21 protein-coding genes and 1 pseudogene are annotated in these 18,751 nt (G+C 57.9%); 2 read left to right on the top strand and 20 right to left on the bottom strand.

Annotated features, from left to right (window positions below; all coding sequences use genetic code 11):
- Positions 1-13: 13 nt before the first annotated feature.
- Together SD70_RS15305 and SD70_RS33395 are read left to right on the top strand one after the other, a co-directional pair.
- Positions 14-982 carry an electron transfer flavoprotein subunit alpha/FixB family protein gene (locus tag SD70_RS15305; protein WP_041048397.1) on the top strand — a complete coding sequence of 323 codons (969 nt, stop codon included), beginning with the start codon at positions 14-16 and terminating at the stop codon, positions 980-982.
- A gap of 119 nt (positions 983-1,101) precedes the next feature.
- Positions 1,102-1,845 carry a stalk domain-containing protein gene (locus SD70_RS33395; protein WP_052487486.1) on the top strand — a complete coding sequence of 248 codons (744 nt, stop codon included), beginning with the start codon at positions 1,102-1,104 and terminating at the stop codon, positions 1,843-1,845.
- Positions 1,846-1,919: 74 nt separating this feature from the next.
- Here the strand turns inward: SD70_RS33395 and SD70_RS15295 are convergent, their stop codons facing one another.
- From SD70_RS15295 to SD70_RS15205, 20 genes and pseudogenes are all read right to left on the bottom strand, one after another.
- On the bottom strand, positions 1,920-2,126 hold the full coding sequence (locus tag SD70_RS15295) for a YezD family protein (RefSeq protein ID WP_041048395.1): 207 nt from the start codon (positions 2,124-2,126) through the stop codon (positions 1,920-1,922).
- 40 nt (positions 2,127-2,166) lie between these two features.
- Entirely contained in the window at positions 2,167-2,997 is an 831-nt protein-coding gene (locus SD70_RS15290; protein ID WP_041048393.1) for an alpha/beta hydrolase family protein, read from the bottom strand.
- A gap of 44 nt (positions 2,998-3,041) precedes the next feature.
- A complete protein-coding gene (locus SD70_RS15285) occupies positions 3,042-4,103 on the bottom strand; it encodes an ABC transporter ATP-binding protein (protein WP_041048391.1) in 1,062 nt (353 codons plus the stop codon).
- Positions 4,100-5,011 (bottom strand): sulfate ABC transporter permease subunit CysW, encoded by a 912-nt coding sequence (gene cysW / locus SD70_RS15280; RefSeq protein WP_052487485.1) that lies wholly within the window; start codon positions 5,009-5,011, stop codon positions 4,100-4,102. Before cysW ends, SD70_RS15285 begins: the two co-directional genes overlap by 4 nt.
- A gap of 12 nt (positions 5,012-5,023) precedes the next feature.
- Positions 5,024-5,860: a sulfate ABC transporter permease subunit CysT gene (cysT, locus tag SD70_RS15275; RefSeq protein ID WP_041048389.1), complete on the bottom strand. Its 837-nt coding sequence runs from the start codon at positions 5,858-5,860 to the stop codon at positions 5,024-5,026.
- 48 nt (positions 5,861-5,908) lie between these two features.
- Positions 5,909-7,023: pseudogene (locus tag SD70_RS15270) on the bottom strand (sulfate ABC transporter substrate-binding protein).
- 229 nt (positions 7,024-7,252) lie between these two features.
- A complete protein-coding gene (locus SD70_RS15265) occupies positions 7,253-8,038 on the bottom strand; it encodes a TIGR00266 family protein (RefSeq protein ID WP_041048387.1) in 786 nt (261 codons plus the stop codon).
- 101 nt (positions 8,039-8,139) lie between these two features.
- A complete protein-coding gene (locus SD70_RS15260; RefSeq protein WP_041048385.1) occupies positions 8,140-8,355 on the bottom strand; it encodes a hypothetical protein in 216 nt (71 codons plus the stop codon).
- Positions 8,356-8,457: 102 nt separating this feature from the next.
- On the bottom strand, positions 8,458-8,793 hold the full coding sequence (locus tag SD70_RS15255; protein ID WP_041048383.1) for a hypothetical protein: 336 nt from the start codon (positions 8,791-8,793) through the stop codon (positions 8,458-8,460).
- Positions 8,794-8,887: 94 nt separating this feature from the next.
- Positions 8,888-9,595 carry a YhcN/YlaJ family sporulation lipoprotein gene (locus tag SD70_RS15250; RefSeq protein ID WP_041048382.1) on the bottom strand — a complete coding sequence of 236 codons (708 nt, stop codon included), beginning with the start codon at positions 9,593-9,595 and terminating at the stop codon, positions 8,888-8,890.
- 131 nt (positions 9,596-9,726) lie between these two features.
- A complete protein-coding gene (locus tag SD70_RS36990; protein ID WP_197081053.1) occupies positions 9,727-9,888 on the bottom strand; it encodes a hypothetical protein in 162 nt (53 codons plus the stop codon).
- Between the two features lie 60 nt (positions 9,889-9,948).
- On the bottom strand, positions 9,949-10,419 hold the full coding sequence (locus SD70_RS15245) for a hypothetical protein (protein WP_041048381.1): 471 nt from the start codon (positions 10,417-10,419) through the stop codon (positions 9,949-9,951).
- A gap of 4 nt (positions 10,420-10,423) precedes the next feature.
- Positions 10,424-11,503, bottom strand: a complete 1,080-nt coding sequence (locus tag SD70_RS15240) for a Gfo/Idh/MocA family protein (protein ID WP_041048380.1) — start codon at positions 11,501-11,503, stop codon at positions 10,424-10,426.
- Positions 11,504-11,526: 23 nt separating this feature from the next.
- Positions 11,527-11,916: a sporulation phosphorelay system protein KapB gene (kapB, locus tag SD70_RS15235; RefSeq protein WP_041048379.1), complete on the bottom strand. Its 390-nt coding sequence runs from the start codon at positions 11,914-11,916 to the stop codon at positions 11,527-11,529.
- The gene (locus tag SD70_RS15230) at positions 11,906-12,277 is read right to left on the bottom strand and encodes a thioredoxin family protein (RefSeq protein WP_052487484.1); all 372 of its coding nucleotides are present in this window, start codon (positions 12,275-12,277) and stop codon (positions 11,906-11,908) included. The genes kapB and SD70_RS15230 overlap by 11 nt, the downstream gene beginning before the upstream one ends.
- Positions 12,274-12,813: a hypothetical protein gene (locus SD70_RS15225; protein ID WP_041048378.1), complete on the bottom strand. Its 540-nt coding sequence runs from the start codon at positions 12,811-12,813 to the stop codon at positions 12,274-12,276. Before SD70_RS15225 ends, SD70_RS15230 begins: the two co-directional genes overlap by 4 nt.
- A 94-nt stretch (positions 12,814-12,907) precedes the next feature.
- Entirely contained in the window at positions 12,908-14,527 is a 1,620-nt protein-coding gene (locus SD70_RS15220; protein ID WP_041048377.1) for an ABC-F family ATP-binding cassette domain-containing protein, read from the bottom strand.
- Entirely contained in the window at positions 14,524-15,606 is a 1,083-nt protein-coding gene (locus SD70_RS33390) for a C39 family peptidase (protein ID WP_052487483.1), read from the bottom strand. The genes SD70_RS15220 and SD70_RS33390 overlap by 4 nt, the downstream gene beginning before the upstream one ends.
- Before the next feature lie 125 nt (positions 15,607-15,731).
- Positions 15,732-17,672, bottom strand: a complete 1,941-nt coding sequence (locus SD70_RS15210; RefSeq protein WP_041048376.1) for an ABC-F family ATP-binding cassette domain-containing protein — start codon at positions 17,670-17,672, stop codon at positions 15,732-15,734.
- 16 nt (positions 17,673-17,688) lie between these two features.
- Entirely contained in the window at positions 17,689-18,738 is a 1,050-nt protein-coding gene (locus tag SD70_RS15205; protein ID WP_041048374.1) for a M42 family metallopeptidase, read from the bottom strand.
- Positions 18,739-18,751 lie beyond the last annotated feature (13 nt).

The raw sequence follows: 18,751 nt of genomic DNA, 5'->3' as shown, positions 1-18,751 counted from the left end.
GGAGCGTGCGACGATGAGCCAAACTTTCGTTGTAGTAGCGGAAACGCGCGGCGGCAAGCTGCGCCAGGTGTCTTTGGAAACGGCGGCAGCCGCCTCCCTCTCGGCGCAGCCGGACGACCGGATCGCCGCCGTCCTGCTCGGCTCCGGCGTATCGGCGTTTGCCGGCGAGCTCGCCGCAGCCGGCGTAAGCACCGTATACGTCGTAGATCACCCCGCACTCGAAGCGTACCGGCCGGACGCGTACCTCGCCGCCTTGCGCAAAGTGTTCGAGCATGTGCCTCCGGATGCCGTCTACTTGGGCCACACCGCTATCGGGCGCGACCTGGCTCCGGCTGTTGCCGCCGCTCTTGACGCCGGCCAAATTTCCGATGTTACGGCTATCGAGCGCAAAGGGGATCGCGTCGTCTTTACCCGCCCGTTATATGCGGGCAAAGCGTTCGAGAAAAAAACGTTCGAGCGAGGCCCGTGGGTGGTGACCGTTCGTCCCAACAACATTAAAGCTATCGAGGCCGACGGTTCCCCATGCGAAACCGTCACCGTCGATTACCCTGCACCCTCCCTCCGTTCCGTCGTGAAAGACGTCGTGAAAAAAATGTCGGGCAAAATCGATTTAGCCGAGGCCAAAATCATCGTCTCCGGCGGGCGCGGCGTAAAAAGCGCCGACGGCTTCAAGCCGCTCGAAGCGCTGGCCGCTGTGCTCGGCGGCGCGGTCGGCGCTTCCCGCGGCGCCTGCGACGCCGGCTACTGCGACTACGCGCTGCAAATCGGCCAAACCGGCAAAGTCGTCACGCCGGAGCTGTACATCGCCTGCGGCATCAGCGGCGCGATCCAGCACTTGGCCGGGATGAGCTCGTCGCGCGTCATCGTCGCCATCAACAAAGATCCGGAGGCGCCGATCTTCAAAGTAGCCGACTACGGCATCGTCGGCGACTTGTTCGAGGTCGTGCCGCTCTTGACCGAGGAATTCCGCAAACTGTTGTAACGCTGCCTTTCTGAATGAAGCCTCGCGCCGCTTAGCGGTGTGAGGCTTCATTTTTGCCGCTTGAATTGGTAGAATTAGAGAATGCCAGCATTTTTACGATAAGGAGATGAGAGATTCCAATGAAAAAATTCGCATTGATCGTTCTGCTGTTTTCGCTTACGTTCGGTGTTGCAGGCGCGGCCAGCGTGAACGGCGATTTTGAAGGCAATCCGATCGTCAAAGTGCAGACTGCCGGCAAAGAGCTGAAAGTCGAAGACGTCCCGGCCACGATCTACAAAGGCCGCACCGTCGTGCCGGTTTATTTGCTCCGCCAGCTCGGCGCCGATGTCGCCTGGAACCAGGACACGTATACCGTGAACGTCACGATGCCGAACAGCGGGAACACCGCGCAGCCGCCACAGCAGCAGCCGGCGCAGCCTGACGCCGCCGCACAGGAGCGCGAGCTGCTGATGAACGCGTACCAGTGGCTGAAGGATACGGATACGGCGATGGTCATGTTTGCACAAGAGCTGCAGCAAATTGCTGCGCAGGACGACTCCACTACGAACACGTCTTTGCTTGACCTGGACCTGAAAAAGCTGTCCGATACGTACAACGAATCGTTTCAAATGGCGCTGAAGGTGCAGGAAAAGGTGAAGGACAAGCAGACAATCTTCGATATTATGGCAAGCGAACAAAAAGTGATTGACCAGCTGACCCAAACCAAAAACCTTATGCAGTTCAAACAGCAGAACGGTGCATCGGTTATAGCGAACAGCCTGCCGACAGCGCTATTGAATTCCACTCGCCTTTCCTTGCAAAATCTGCTCCATACGAACGACGCCATCCATAAGCTGCAAAAGCAAGAAATGAACGTCGAATGAAGGCAAAATGAAGCCCTCGTCATAAGTGTGACGAGGGCTTCGCTGCGGTTACGCTTGCTTGATCATACTTGGCGCTATTTGCTCTTCCGCCGCCCTTCCGCGGCCGGCAAATCGGCAATCCGGGCCGTGCTGTGCAGTTCGAATCTTCTCCGCTCGGTCCGGTCGATTTGCATGATCGTGCCGTCGTGCACGACGATTTGCACCGTGCCGTATTCCAATCCGTTCAAGCTGCCGGCAATGCGTTCGAGCCAAACTTCGTCAACCAGAAGCCGTTTCGGCATGACAATCTCCTCCGATCGTTATCGTTTCGCCGCCTTATCTTTATATCGTCCAATCGTTCCAGTCCCGTTTCCTTTTCTCCATGCCCGCAAGCCAATCCGCCGTCGTCTCCAGCAGGTGGCGGCAAGCGGAGTCGCTGGAATACGTATGGTCCGCGTCGTCAACGAGAACCATGTCGCACTGACCGCCATTGCGCTGCCACAGCGTCTGACGGTAAAGCGGCGCGTAGTCGACCGGAACGAATTCATCCGCCTTGCCATGGACGAGCAAGACGTCGCCAGTAAATTTGCGCAGCTGCTCAAGCGGGTGTTGCATCGCCATCGAATCGAAAAAACCGCTCGTCAGCAAGTATCCTTGATGATCGACGGGCTGACCCGGTTTCGCACGCGCATATTGCTCCTTGCCGACTATGCGTACGATGTCGTAATGCGGATGAGCGACGGCGGACCAGAGCGCGAGCGATTTGACCCGGTGATCGCGTACCGCCGTCAGCGCCGCGACGGCGCCGCCTAGGCTGTGGCCAATCAGCGTCACGCGCGACAAGTCGACGCAGTCGAGGCTGCACGCATAATCGAGCACGCTGCGCGTCTCGTCGATGAGCGCGTCGAGCCCTCCCGCCCCGTAGTCGCCTGTACTTTCGCCGCAGCCGCCGTAATCGAAGCGAAGCGTCAGAAAACCTTGCGCGCTGAAGCGGCGGGCGGCTTTGACAAACAGACGGTTTACGCCGATGCGGCTGCCGATAAAGCCGTGGCACACGATGAGCACGGGCCACCGCCCGCAACGCTCTGCGGTTTCTCTCGCACTGCCCGTCGGATAATGCAGCGTAGCGGCCAACTCGTTTACGCCGGTACGTATCGTGATCGAATGTTCCATTTGGCGTCCCCTCCTTATCCGTACGCTGACTTGCGAATGTCAATTTAAATATGAACCGGCATCGGATCCGTTTTATAGCGATTTTCCACAACCGAGACTTGGCCACCGGAGACCAGGTAAGCCCGATGCACCAGCACGTGCGTCGCATCGCCAGGGTGCAGCGCGGGCTGCTCCAAATCGCGATATCCGAACAAACGGTTTGTGCCGACTTCCACTTCGACCTGCCAATGCGTACCGCGGAAAAACACAGCTTTGACGATGCCTTGTCCGGAAGCCGAAGGCAGCCTCAGCTCGCGCGGCGAACCGATTTCGATAAATTCCGGCCGTACGATCGCCTTCGCGCCTTCATGACAATGCTCGAACCCGTGCAGCTCGCTAACGGCCTCCACCCGGCTCGATTCGCCGATAAAGCCGGCGACGAACGGCGTTTGCGGCGTTCCGTATATATGCTCCGGCGATCCTTTCTGCTCGAGCCGGCCGCGGTTAACGATCATAATCTCGTCGGCCACCTCAACAGCTTCTTCCTGATCATGCGTAACGAACAGCGTCGTAATGCCGACCCGGTCGATCATATCGCGCAGCCACAGGCGGAGCTCTTTACGCACTTTGGCGTCGATCGCCGCAAACGGTTCGTCGAGCAAGAGCAGCTGCGGCTGCGGCGCCAGGGCGCGAGCGAAGGCGACGCGCTGGCGCTGCCCGCCCGACAGCTGGCTCGGCAGTCTTTCGGCCAGCCCGGCGAGGCCGGTCAGCTCGAGCAGCTCGCCCACCCGCTCGCGAATGTACGTTTTGCTTCGTTTCTGCACGGTAAGCCCGAACGCGATATTGTCAAACACGTTCATATGCCGGAACAAGGCGTAATTTTGAAAAACAAGGCCGATACCGCGCTTTTGCGGCGGAATATCGTTAACACGCACGCCCTCGAATGTAATATCTCCGCTATCCGGCCGCTCCAGCCCCGCCAGCATGCGCAGCACAGTCGTTTTGCCGCCGCCGCTCGGTCCGAGCAGCCCGACGAGGCTGCCTTTTCCGATCGCAAAGCTGATGCCGTCAGCCGCCAAATGGCCGCCGAAGCTTTTCGTCAAGCCCCGTACCTCGATATGGCTCATATCGGATCCCCGCTTTCTTCGGCCCCTGTATGGGCGGACTGATGATGCTTCCACTCGATGAACGATTTGACTCCCAGCGTAACGGCTGCCAGCAGCACGAGCAGCGAAGCGACGGCGAAAGCGGCGGTAAATTTGTATTCGTTATACAAGATTTGCACATGGAGCGGAATTGTATTCGTTTTGCCCCGCACGTGACCGGAGACGACCGATACGGCGCCGAATTCCCCCATCGCTCTCGCATTGCATAAAATGACGCCATACAATAGCCCCCACTTGATGTTCGGCAGCGTCACTTTCCAGAAAATACGCCACCCGCTTGCTCCGAGCGTCGCCGCCGCCTCTTCCTCCTGCACGCCTTGCGCCTGCATGAGCGGGATAAGCTCGCGGGCGACGAACGGAAACGTGACGAAAACGGTAGCCAGCACGATGCCCGGCAAGGCGAATATGATTTTGACATCGTGTTCGGACAGCCATGGCCCGAACCAGCCCCGGGCGCCGAACAGCAGCACGAATACGAGGCCGGAAATGACCGGTGAAACGGCGAACGGCAAATCGATCAGCGTAAGCAGCACTTGTTTGCCGCGGAAGCGGAATTTGCTGACCGCCCATGCCGCCGCCAAGCCGAAGATCAGGTTGGCGGGGACGGCGAAGGCCGCCGTCGTCAGCGTCAGGCGGATGGCAGCGAGCGCCTCTTTTTCGCGCAGAGCGGCGAAATAAAGGGCGGCGCCTTTGCGGAACGCCTCGACGAACACCGTGACGAGCGGCAGGATAAGAAACAGTCCGAGAAACAGCAGCGCGATGCCGATCAGCAACCAGCGGACCGCCGCATGTTCCGTTAAATGATCGGCGGCATGAACCGCAGCGCACTGCCCGCGCGCGGCGGAAACTGCCGGAACGGCTCCAGCCATTGGCACTCCCTCCTATCCCGCCAGCAGCTTGCGCTGCGTGCGAGCCTGAAGCACATTCGTCACGAGCAGCAGCACGAACGAAACAATGAGCATGACGGCGGCAATCGCCGTCGCGCCGGCATAATCGAACTGCTCCAGCTTCGTCATGATGAGCAGCGGCGCGATCTCCGTTTTGAACGGCATATTGCCGGAAATGAACACGACGGAGCCGTATTCGCCGATCGCCCGCGCGAACGCCATCGCCATTCCCGTGATGAGCGCCGGGAGCACTTGCGGCAGCAGCACCTTGACGAACGTTCTCGTCCGGTATGCCCCGAGGCTTACCGCCGCCTCCTCGGTCTCGCGGTCGAGCTCCTGCAGCACAGGCTGCACGGTGCGGACGACGAACGGGATGCCGATGAACGTCAGCGCGATTATAATACCGAGCGGCGAGTACGCCGATTTGATGCCGAGCGGCACGAGCAGCTTGCCGATCCAGCCGTTTTGGGCGTAGAGCGTCGTCAGCGCGATGCCGGCGACGGCGGTCGGCAGCGCGAACGGCAGATCGACGATGGCGTCGACGAGCTTTTTGCCCGGAAACGTGTACCGCACGAGCACCCATGCGACCAGAAAGCCGAAGACGCCGTTCACGAGCGCGGCCGCAAGCGATGCGCCGAAGCTGAGCTTATACGCAGCGACAACTCTAGCGTCTGTCACCGTCTGCCAGAACGCCGCCCAGCCGAGGCCGGACGCTTTGATGAAAAGCGCGGCCAGCGGAATTAACACCAGCAAACTTAAATAAACGAGCGTGTAACCCATTGACAGCCCGAAGCCGGGCAGCACGCTGCGGGATTTGCGCCATGTTGGCATAAGGATTCTCCTTTCGAAAGGGGGAACCGGTGTAAGTACGGCCGCGCCTTACTTTTTCGCCGGGACGTAAATTTGGTCAAACACTCCGCCGTCTTTGAAAAATTTGTCCTGCACCTTCGTCCAGCCGCCGAAATCCGGATCGTCGACTTTAACCAGATTGAGCTTAGGGAACTGCTTTTCGTATTTTTGGGCAATCGCTTCGCTGCGCGGACGATAAAAGTTTTTGGCGGCGATTTCCTGGCCTTCGTCGGAATATAAGTACTTCAAGTACGCTTCCGCCACTTCACGGGTCCCTTTCTTGTCGGCAACTTTATCGACGACCGATACGGGCGGCTCCGCCAAAATCGACAGCGACGGGCTTACAATCTCGTATTGGCCGCCGAACTCTTTGAGCGACAAGTACGCTTCGTTCTCCCATGCGATCAGCACGTCGCCGATGCCGCGCTGCACGAACGTGTTTGTTGAATCGCGGGCGCCGGAATCGAGGACGGCGACGTTTTTGTACAGCTGGCCGACGAACTCTTTCGCTTTCGCCTCGTCTTTGCCATATTTTTGCAGCGCGTAGGCCCAAGCGGCAAGGAAGTTCCAGCGGGCGCCGCCAGACGACTTCGGGTTCGGCGTAATAACCGAAACGCCCGGCTTCACCAGATCGTCCCAGTCTTTGATACCCTTCGGATTGCCTTTGCGTACGAGGAATACGATGGTAGACGTGTAAGGCGTGCTGTTATTGTCAAGCCGCTTTTGCCAGTCGGCGGGAATGAGCCTCCCGGTACGAGAGAGTCGATATCGTAAGCGAGAGCCAGCGTCACGACATCGGCTTCGAGCCCGTCGGCCACAGACCGGGCCTGCTTGCCGGAGCCGCCGTGCGACTGCTGGATCGTCACGGTTTGGCCGGTTTTATCTTTCCAATATTTAGCGAAGGCTTGATTATAAGCTTCATACAGCTCACGGGTCGGATCGTAGGACACATTGAGCAGTTCGACGGGCTTCTTCGCCGCCGGAGCCGGTGCCGCGGAGTTGCTGTCGCCTTTCGGCGCAGCCGCGGGCGCCTGCGCTTGCTGTGCGCCGCCGCCGCAAGCGGTAAACGTGCCGAGCAGCGCGGCCGCCAAAGTTGCCATCCCGAGCTTCTTCCAAATGAATCGTGTGCGTAATGAGTGTGTCATCATGATTTTGCTCCACCTTTCCAATAATTGAACGGGTACATGCTATAAAATTCATGTCTCCGGTGGTCCGGTGGACATTTATAAATTAATCCTATCGATTTACTATGTTTTACTTGATGAGTATATTAGCACCGGTCGAATTTGGTGTCAATTGGTTTGAATAATTCCATTTTGACAAAAAGAGGCCGCCCCCGGTCCGAGGGGACGGCCTCTTTTTGAATCGATAAGTTCAGTCTCCGTCGAGCAAATTGCCGAGCCCGCCAAGCACGCTGCCTTCTTCGCGGCGACCTCCCATGCGGCTGGCTGACAGCACGCGGTCTGCCAATCGGCTGAAGGGAAGCGACTGCACCCACACGGTACCGGGCCCGCGCAGCGTAGCAAAAAATAACCCTTCGCCGCCGAATAACGCCGTTTTGACGCCTTTGACGAATTCAATGTCGTATTCGATCTCCCGCGTCATTGCCACCAGGCAGCCGGTGTCGACGCGAAGCACTTCGCCGGGACGCAGCGTGCGCTCGGCTATGGCGCCGCCGGCGTGGACGAAGGCAAGGCCGTCGCCTTCAATTTTTTCCATAATAAAGCCTTCGCCGCCGAAAAAGCCAACCCCCAGCTTGCGCTGAAACTCGATGCCGATCGAAACCCCTTTGGCCGCGCAAAGAAAGGAGTCTTTTTGGCAAACGAGCTTGCCGCCCAGCTGCGACAAGTCCATCGGCAGTATTTTACCGGGATACGGGGCCGCGAACGACACGCTCTGCTTGCCGTGGCCGCGGTTCGTAAACACTGTCATGAACAGGCTTTCTCCCGTCAACAGCCGTCTGCCGGCCCCGAGCAGCTTGCCCATAAACCCTTGACTCGCCGCGCTCCCGTCGCCGAATATCGTCTCCATGCCGATACCTTGATCCATCATCATGAAGGCTCCCGCTTCGGCGACGGCACTCTCGCCGGGATCCAGCTCAATTTCGACATACTGCAGTTCGTTGCCTATAATGCGATAATCGATTTCATGTGCATTCACGAATGATCTTCCTTTCCCCTCAAGCGGTGCGTCCCATTCCCAATTTTACCATAACCGGGGAGTCGGAAGCACATTTAGCGGAAAAGAGTGATCCGCGGTCGTTACTCTTCCTTGGAGCTTGCTTCCTCTTCTTCGCTTTCGTCGAAATCGAGGTTGAGAATAACGGTGTAGTTCGTGGACGTATGCGGAATCACTTGCGCGACTTCGACAAAAGGCGTCTCGAACTCGGCTTCGGCTTCATTGACAAGGTCCTGCAGCGATTCGCTCAGCGAGTCGTTCGGCTCCAGGCGTATGTCGGCAAAATATTGCTTGATCATCGTCGCTACCTCCCTGCTTGCGTATGTAGCGGGCCGCGCCATCCGGCCTTCGTCCGGAAGCGCGGTTTCCCGTTGCTGGCGTGGCCGATCGGGTCCCGAAGCTTAGTGGCGGTACGTTCCTTGCTGGAAGGGCTGCTGCTGCATTGCCGCGGAGGCCGTAAACGACAGCGCCTGATGAAGATCTCGCTCCAGCTGGGCGATGATTTGCAGGCACTGCTGCATGTTTTGCATTGCCGTATTATGGCCTTGCAGCGCCTGCTGGATCACTTGCGCCGCTTGGCGTTCGCGCTGGGCGAGCTGCATCAGCTGCTGCTCGTTCTGGGTTTCGCGTTGCAGCATCATCTCGTACATGCGGCTCGATTGCTGCGTTTGCTGCATGAGCTGCTGCACGATTTGCCGGCACTGCTGAATCGAGCTGTTGAAGCTTTGCATCATCATGGCAAAAAGCCTCCCGGTTATAAGTTGTAGTCCCATAGCGGGCCGAAGTTTATTATGCCATGCGGCGCATGGATTACTCGCGACTCCGGCCTGGTCAACGATTGCCGATATTGGCAGCATTCGCGTTGTAAGGGAACGCATAATGCGCCATCGTGTTGAACTCGTTGATAAAATGATCCATCGACGTGCCGGCGCGCGACTGCTCGGCGTAATATTTCATCCGGCGCACGTAATTCGGATTGGACGATACGAAAATGTTGGCTTTGCCCGGCGCAAGCTCGTGCAGTACACGGGAAATTTTGGACTGCAGCTCGGTCGTCATCCCGTCCTGCGCGCGCCAGTCCAGGTTGCCACCTTGTCCCATACCAAAAATTCCGGCGCCGCTTTTGCCGTCTGCCATCGGCTCTTGCGAGTCGGCAGCCGTACCCGCGAGACTTTGGGCATGCGGGCCTTTCAGCTTTACCGCCGCATAAGCATTGCTTTCGGTCAGAGCCACGTATGCCGCGGCCAGTTCGGGTACGCGAGTGCGAAGCCGCTCGCTGAGCACTTCGTTCATTGCCAACCGGGAATTGTAGTGAAACTCGGTTTTATCGACGCTGTCGCGCTGCGGCAAAACGCCGGGGTCGGACGGCAAGCTCTTCGCCCCGAGCGTATTATTCTCGTTGTTGCGCGGGTCTCTGTCGGTAGCGGCCGTATCCGGCGCGGCGCTCTTGTTTTCGTTGCCGCTTGTGCAGCCTGCGGCGGCGAGGACGACGAGCAAAGCTGCCGCTGCCTTGACGGCGGTGGATCGCCAATCGGTCACTGGGATTTCCTCCATCTCATATGCATGTATACGCTTAGGATGAAGGTTCCCGGTTAAATTATACGCCCGCTGGAAACAAAAAGAGGAACCGCCCCCCATTTTCGGGGACGATTCCTCTTTTGTGGCAGCGGTTATGGGCGATTTGAGCTTTGCTCCTGTGTGCCTTTGGCGTAAGCGATAAGCGCAACTTCCGTACCGAGCTGCAGCTCCAATTTCGATTCAAGCTGCCGTATGTCCTGCAATAGCTGTTCGTTATGCTTCAAGTCCGCAAAGCGATATGATCCCGTGTCCATAACGTCCTCCTGCAAGAAGTAATCGTTGCTGATATCAGGATTGCCTTGGGACGGGGCCTTTCATACGTCGCCGTCCAGCTCTTTGAACAATTTACGTACGGCTTGTTCGTCATATACCCCAGACTGTTTAAAACGCAGCAGCTTGTCGCGCAGCTCCCGGCCGGCCGCATCCGCCTCCGCTTCTTCCGCGGCGGGCACCGGATCGAACCAGACGAAGAATCCTTCCGGACCGTTGCGCAGAAAGGCGCGATGCCAATGATCGGGATACGAATACGGCTCGTTTTCGAACAGCAGGCCGAGCACATCGTCGCTGGAGAGCGCCATCAGTTGGTGAAACGTCTCCTCGGCGCCGGCGCCGCTCGTGAAATCGCGGTGAACGTAGGCATAGTGCAAATAATGCTCGCCGGTGTCACGGTCTTTCGCAATCTCGTACAGCTCGAGATCGTCCCGCTTCAGCTCGCGGACCGTCTCGAGCCGTTCCGCCAGCCATTCCGCCGGCACCTTGGCCATGGCTTGGAAAGATTCGCTCATCACCCTACAGCTCCCAGTCCAGAACGACTTCGCGGCCGCTGCGGGACGACTTGTAAATCGCATCGAGAATGAGATTGTTCGTGTAGCCGGTCATCACCGACGTAATCGGCTCCCGATTGCCGCGGATGCATTCGACGAAATGGCGGCTCATGCGGATGCGCGACCCTTCGTCGTCTTTCGGCACGGAAAGCTCGACATTCGCTTCGCGGTCGAACTGTTCGCTCATCAGCTTGCCGCTCGTCCCCCGCAAGGCGGCGCCGCCTTCCGTTCCGAGCAAATGAACGTAAGGCTGGCTGTCGGTTTCGATCAGCGCCGCCCAGCTGACGTCCAGCGACAACGTGGCGCCGTTGTCCAGCTTGATCAAAGCCGTAGCGAAATCTTCCACGTCGTAAATTCCGTTCCAGTCCGGCTTGCCCCATGTGCCGATTCCTTTTTTGCGCGGGCCGAACTCGGCATACGTCGAGCCGAACACGGAGACCGGGCGCGGATTGCCCATCAAATAAAGCGATAAGTCCAGCATATGGACGCCGATGTCGATGAGCGGCCCGCCTCCGGATTTGCTCATTTGCGTAAACCATGTGCCCCAGCCGGGAATTCCTTTGCGGCGGAGCCAGCCCGCCTTGGCATGGTAAATGCGGCCGAGCGAGCCTTTGTCCGCCTGCTCCTTCACTTGCATCGCCACCGATTCCCAGCGCAGCTGGTGCGGGATCATCAGCACGGTGCCGGCTTTGCGGTGCGCTTCCACAATCGTCTTCGCCGCAGCCAGATCGATTGCCATCGGCTTCTCGAGCAGCACGTGCTTGCCTGCTTCGAGCGCTTTTACGGCTATGGGCGCATGCCATTCGTTGGAAACGCCGATCACGACGGCATCGATGTTCGGATCGGCAAGCAGCTCGTCGCTCGTCGCATAAACGCGGGCGATGTGGTGCTGCTTGGCACGCGCTTCGGCAAGCGATGCATACACATCGGTAACGCCTGCAAGTTCGACGCTGTCCGGCAGCTTGCCGAACATTTCCATATGTACGTTGGCAATGTTTCCTGCCCCGATAAAGCCGAGGCGGATAAGCTTGTTGCTGGTGGTCATGTTCTGTTTCCCTCCGGTGTAAGTTAGCTTCGGAAATAATCTTTCTCCAGCGCTTCCATCTCGGCCAAAGCCCGCTCTGCCCAGCGCTGCAACTGATTCAGCTCTTGCTTATGGCTTTGAACGGCGTGCCGCAGCGAATCCGCGTAGTCCGGTACGGAGCCGCGATACGGCTCGATCGTTGTCAGCAGCATGAGCGCGATTTCCTTGTGCGCAAGCGCCCGGCGCTGGTGAAACAAGCCGACGTCGGCCTGCATCGGGTGGTGCAAGTCGCCCTGCTGCGGATGCCGGGCGACCGCCATAATTTCCACAGCCGCCTTGCGCGAGCTCGTCAATTCGACGATTCGGCCGATGTAGCGTCCGCTTTTGTACTCGGCGACAACGATATCTCCGGCTTTGAACGGTTCATGTTCCATGCTCGTTCCCCTCCATCTCGATTTGACGATGCTGCTGCAGCCAGCTGAACATCCGGCCCACGGATTCCATGCGGTATAAAACGTGTGCCGCTTCGCCCCGTACGATGCTCGCCAATGCGGGGACGCTGGCAATCCGCCAGCGCTGCGCAAGTTCCGGAGCCGTATTGATGTTGCAGCGGTAAACGTGCACGGTCGGGTCTGTCGCTTCGGCAATTTCCAGCATTCGCAAAGCGACTCGGCATGTTCCGCATAGCGGCGTAACGAACATGACAAGCAGCGGCTCCCGCCGCATTTCGCTTTGCTGCGCCAGCTGTTTCAGTTCTGTCCCGGTCAGTTCTTTCCCGTCTGCCGGCACGTTCATCGCCCGTGACCTCCTTGCTCCGCCGCAAAGCGGTTCAGCCAGCGCAAGCTGCGCAGCGTCACCTCCACCAGCCGCGGAAAATCGTCCGCATTGCTTTCGTCCAGCTTGCGTCCGAAGTTCAGGCTAATATTCGTTTCGTAGCCTTCCTCGAGCGCCGGCTGCTCGAACGTATACCGCTGGCGGACGGACGGCCGGCGGTCCCAGATCGCCAGCAGCTCCCGCTCGATTTCCGGTCCTGCCGCATCCGGATCGAGGACGCGCAGCTGGAACGAAATCGCCAGCTCGCAGCCGGGAACTTCGCCGCGCGGGCGCAGCAGCTCCGCCGCAAGATCGGCCAGCGATGCGCTCAGGCCGATTTCGGCCGTAGCGGCAAATGCTTTCAGCTCGCGAAAGCGCAGCGCGCAGCAGCGCGACATCGTGGCCAGATCGATGCGGTCGATACGGTTCGTAACGACAATGCTGCCGTCCAGGTCGAGGTCGTATACGCAGCCTTCCAGCACCGTTTTTAAATTATCGTAAATGGTCGGATCGAACAAGCGGTATTCGCCTCTCTCTTCCGGGAGTATACGACGAAAGACGCCGGGTGCCGAAATCGGGCAGCCAGCGCCTTTATGCTAGATGTCTAGTTGTTTACGCTGACGCGTACTGCAGCTCGCGCTGTTTTTTCACGTCTTCGCTTTCCAAGTATTCGTCATACGTTGTCATTTTATCGATCATGCCGCTTGGCGTAATTTCGAAAATGCGGTTTGCGATCGTCTGAATAAACTGATGGTCGTGCGAGACGAACAGCATCGTGCCGTCGAAGTCGATCAAGCCGTTGTTGAGCGCCGTAATCGATTCGAGGTCAAGATGGTTCGTCGGCTCGTCAAGCAGCAGCACGTTGGATCCGCTCAGCATCATTTTGGCCAGCATGCAGCGCACTTTCTCGCCGCCGGACAAGACGCTTGACTTCTTCATCGCTTCTTCGCCGGAGAACAGCATGCGGCCGAGGAAGCCGCGAATGAATGACTCATCCTGGTCTTTGGAATATTGGCGCAGCCAATCGACCAAGGTCAGGTCGTTGCTAAAATAGTCCGAGTTATCTTTCGGGAAATACGCCTGCGACGTCGTTACGCCCCATGAGAATGTGCCGGAATCGGCTTCCAGCTCGCCCATCAAAATGCGCATCAGCGTCGTCTTGGCGTGCCCGTTCGGACCGACAAGGGCGATTTTATCCCCTTTGTTGACCGTGAACGACAAGTTGTTCAGCACAACTTCGCCGTCGATCGTTTTGGTCAAGCCTTCCACCTGCAGCAGCTGCTTGCCCGCTTCGCGTTCCGGCTGGAATTTGATGAACGGGTATTTGCGGTTTGACGGTCTAATATCTTCCAGCGTCAGCTTCTCAAGCAGCTTTTTCCGCGACGTCGCCTGCTTCGATTTGGAAGCGTTGGCGCTGAAACGGGCGATGAACGACTCCAGCTCCTTGCGCTTTTCTTCGATGCGCTTGTTGGCGTCGCGCGTCAGCTTGAGCGCGAGCTGGCTCGATTCGTACCAGAAGTCGTAGTTGCCGACGTACAGCTGAATTTTGCCGAAATCGATGTCGGCGATATGCGTACATACCTGATTCAAGAAGTGGCGGTCGTGGGAGACGACGATAACGGTGCCTTCGAATTTGGCAAGGAAGTTTTCGAGCCATTGGATCGATTCAAGATTCAAATGGTTCGTCGGCTCGTCTAGCAGCAAAATGTTCGGATTGCCGAACAGCGCTTGGGCGAGCAGCACTCTCACCTTCTCGTTGCCGCCGAGATCTTTCATTTTGGCGTTGTGCAAATCCGTCGGGATGCCGAGACCGAGCAGCAGTTCAGCCGCGTCGGATTCCGCCTGCCAGCCGTCCAGCTCCTGGAACTCGCCCTCCAGTTCGGCGGCGCGCATGCCGTCATCTTCCGAAAAATCCGGCTTGGCGTACAGCGCGTCCTTCTCTTCCATAATCTCGTACAGGCGGGCGTGGCCTTTGATGACCGTCTTGAGCACTTCGAACTCGTCGAATTCGTAATGGTTCTGTTTCAAGACGGCAATCCGTTCGCCGGGCGCAACGGAAACTTCGCCTTTGCTCGGCTCGATTTCGCCGGACAATATTTTCAGAAATGTGGACTTGCCCGCGCCGTTCGCGCCGATTAGGCCGTAGCAGTTGCCAGGCGTAAATTTGATGTTGACATCCTCGAACAATGCGCGTTTGCCGTAACGGAGCGTTACGTTCGATACTGTGATCATGTTTTACCTGCCTTCGATTCTAGTTTCGGGACGTACGAGATGGCTTGCTTGCCCATCTGCTCCCATGCCGCAATGAACGAATCTTTGTCTACTTTGTCGGTCTCGTTCAACGGATCGTTAATATAAATATACTCGTCATCGTAGCCTGTGACCAGTACGGAATGCTCTTTGTACGTAATGTTGACCGGGCCGTCCGGCGAAATCCATTGTTCAAATTCGTCGTCGGACAAAGCCTCATAGTCCGTGTTGACGATCGTCCAGATCGGGCTCCCCAGATCAAGGAAACTGAGCATATCGGTAAAATCGGCTCCGGTCAAATCAATGGCGCGTCCCGGCAAATATTGATCCGCAAGTTCCTTAATGGGACCATGATACACGCCGTAGCCGGGATTGTCAAAAGTCTCGATGTCGCCGACGAAGCCGTTGTTGGGATCACCGAAATAACGCTGGCCGTCCTTCATTTCGAACGGCGTCGGATCTTTCTTCACCTGCTGGGCAAGCGTCATTTTGTCCGCTTGCACCCCCGCTGCTTCCAGCAGCATCGCCAGCGACGTTACTTCGCAGCCGCGCTCCAGCTCGGGCATTTGCAGGGTGAGCGGCACATCGATATGCGCTGCGCCGCTGCCGTGCGAGCCGGCCGTCCAAACGACGGCATTTTGCGATTTATAGACAATCGTTGCGTCGGGCTGCGTTTTGGCGAACGTGACGGCGTCCGCGAACGTATCGAACGAATTGATCAAACGGCCGCTGCGCATCACTTCAAAAATTTTGGCGTTCGCATATGCGATTCCTAAACTCGCCGGGTCTGGCTCGCTGTTCGTGTCAACCGTCGTAGTGTTGGAGGTTTCCGGTACCGCAAACTCCAGTGAGACGGGTTCCTTGTCCGCGCCGCTCGGCTTCACCTCCGCGGCCAGCTTGTGAAGCGAACGGCTCACGGCTTCCACCGCAGCCTTGGGCGCTTGAACTAACGCTTCTTTTGGCGATTCGTTGTGTTGCACGGCGTGAACCGTGGTGAAGGTAAGTGCTGACATGATCGCGACGGAGCCCGTCACGACGACCAGTAAGCCGATACGTTTCACAGCGGTTTCACTCTCCAATCTTTCCGAAATTTCCCCTTATCTCTCTAGTATTCTGCTATTATCAAGTTAGTATAGCACATTCCGGCGCATGAGGCAGCGCATCTGATTTTACAAATCTTTAACAATCAATTTTTCCTAGCCTGCTCGATTCGTTCCACGAGCTCGGACAGCTCGGCCCAACGGGTCATCGCCCTATCCAGCTCGTCCGCCACATCTTTCTCTTCCGCGGCCAACCGCTGCAAAAGCTCGTAGTCGCTGCCTGCCCCGTTTAATCGCTCCCTGACGGCGGCTTGCTTCTCCTCAAGCTCCGCAATATAAAGTTCGATCGTTTCCCATTCTTTTTGGTCCTTGAACGACAGTTTTTTCGGCACCGCAGGTACGGAATCACTTCGGCCTTCGGCAACGTGGGCCGGCTGGGCCGTTTTCGCTCCGGCGGATTTTGGCGCGGCTGCATCTTGTTCATGCGGCTCCGGCTGCGTCTGTTCCAAATAGTCGGAATAGCTGCCTTCGAAGCGCCGAAGGCGGCCGCAGCCTTCGAACACTAACAGCTTATCGGCAGTGCGGTCGAGAAAATACCGGTCGTGCGATACGGTCAAAACCGCCCCGGGAAATTGCTCCAAATAATGCTCCAGCACGGTTAAAGTCTGAATATCGAGGTCGTTCGTCGGTTCGTCGAGCAGCAGCACGTTAGGCTCGCCCATCAAGGTGCGCAGCAAATACAGCCGGCGCTTCTCCCCGCCGGACAAACGCCCGATCGGCGACCATTGCAAAGACGGCGGGAACAAAAACCGCTCCAGCATTTGCGCTGCCGTTACCCGTTCGCCGTCTGTCGTCGTTACAAGTTCAGCCGCATCCTTGATGTAATCGATCACGCGCTGCTTCTCGTCCATCTCCGCGTTTTCTTGCGTATAGTAAGCGATTTTGACTGTCGACCCGACAGCGATGCTGCCTTCGTCCGGCACTAGCCGCCCGGCCAGAAGATGAAGCAGCGTCGACTTGCCGCTGCCGTTCGGTCCGATGATACCGATCCGGTCAGCCGGCTGTACGATGCAGCTGAAATCGTCGATCAGCTTGCGCCCGCCAAGCGAGTGAGAAACATGCTCCAATTCAAGCACCTTTTTGCCGAGCCTGGAGCCGCCAATCGCCATATCGATCGTTTCCGTCGACTTTACCGTCGTCCGGTCCAGCAGCTCTTCCGCCCGCTCGACCCGCGCCTTCTGTTTTGTCGTCCGCGCCTTGGCTCCGCGTCTTAGCCACGCCAGCTCGCGGCGCAGCAAATTTTGCCGCTTGCTCTCCTCGGAAGCTTCACGCTCGAGACGATCCGCCTTCTGCTCGAGGAAAACGGCGTAATTGCCGTCGTAGCTGTACAGCTTGCCGCGGTCGAGCTCGACGATCCGGTTCGTCACGCGATCGAGAAAATAGCGATCGTGGGTAACGATAAGCAGGGCGCGTTTCCATTTGGCCAAATATTGCTCAAGCCATGCGGCCGTTTCGTTGTCGATATGGTTTGTAGGCTCGTCCAAAATAAGGAGGTCCGCCGGCTGCAGCAAGGCGCGAGCCATGGCGACGCGCTTGCGCTGGCCGCCGGACAGCTGGCCTACCGGCTGATCGGTGTCGGTAATGCCGAGCTTGCCAAGCACCGTTTTGGCCGTCGCGCTTGCCTCCCATGCGCCTAACGCCTCCACCTGCTGCTGGGCCGCGAACAAACGTTGCTGCAGCTTGTCGTTGGCAGGGTCGCGCTCCAGCGCCAGCAGCGCTTCCTCATAATCGCGCAGCGCAACCATGAGCGGCGAATCCCCGGCAAATACGTGCTCAAGCACAGTCGAACCGGCGTCAAACTCCGGCTCTTGCGGCAAATATTCGACACGGAACCGGTTCGCATGAATCAGCTTGCCTGCATCAGGCTGCTCAAGTCCCGCAAGCAGCTTGAGCAGCGTCGATTTGCCGGTACCGTTTACGCCGATAAGGCCGATGCGGTCGCCCTCATTTATCGTCAGCGATAGCTGGTCAAACAGCGTCTTGTCGCCGTAGCTTTTCGATACCCGCTCCAGGGTTATAATGTTCATTGCCGCCGCCCTCCAGTCAATGTGCGGCCGGGTCGGCGATATATGCAGCAAGCAGCGCGGTCGTGCCCGCGATAGCGTCTATATGCGTCCGCTCCATGCTGTGCGAAGCGTGTACAGTCGGACCGACGAGCGCGGCGCGGATGTCGGCTCCGCCCCGCAGCGCGGCAGATGCGTCTGAGCCGTATTGCGGATAAATATCGACGGCATAGCCGATATTATGGCGCTCGGCAAGTTCGATAAGCTTGGAAGTCATCAGGTAGTCATACGGACCGGACGAATCTTTGGCACAGATCGACACTTGCCGTTCGTTTGCGGACAAATCGTCGCCCATCGCTCCCATGTCGACGGCAATAAGCTCCTGTATGCCTGCAGGCAGCGAGGCGGCGCCGTGACCTACTTCTTCATAGGTGGATATCAGCATGCAGAGATTATGCTTTGGGGTAATCGCTTGGTCTTTCATCAGCTTGAGCAATCCTAGAATGGCGGCCACGCTCGCTTTGTCGTCGAGATGGCGCGACTTCACATATCCGTTCGGTTTGATTTGTACGCGCGGGTCAAAGGAAACGATGTCGCCGACGCGAATGCCGAGAGCTTGGACATCAGCTTTGGTGGCGACCGGCTCGTCCAGGCGAATTTCCATCTGCGCTTCTTCCCTCCTCAGCTCGCGCGCATCGGGAAAGACGTGGACGGACGGCTTTGTGGTAAGGATGGTTCCATCGTAGACTCGACCGTCGCGGGTGTGGATTTGGCAGTATTCGTTCTCCACGCTGCCCATCATGTAGCCGCCTAATGACGTAAACCGCAGCTTGCCGTTGTCTTTGATCGAGCGAACCATCGCACCGAGCGTGTCGACGTGAACAGACAGGCCAATCGTACGGCTCGGATCGGAACCGGGCATACGGATCAGCCCATTGCCTTTGTTGCTGCGCTCCAACGCGTACCCGAGCCGTTCCACTTCAGCTTGCAGCACGTTCATGATGATGCCGGTGTAGCCGGTCGGACTCGGTGTCCGCAGCAGCCGCTCCAGCTGCTCCAATATATATGAGTGATCGATTTGCGTTTTCATTCGAAAACCTCCC

This window comes from Gordoniibacillus kamchatkensis (assembly GCF_000829455.1).
Lineage (GTDB): Bacteria > Bacillota > Bacilli > Paenibacillales > NBRC-103111 > Gordoniibacillus > Gordoniibacillus kamchatkensis.
This window is presented reverse-complemented; position numbering and strand designations above follow the sequence as displayed.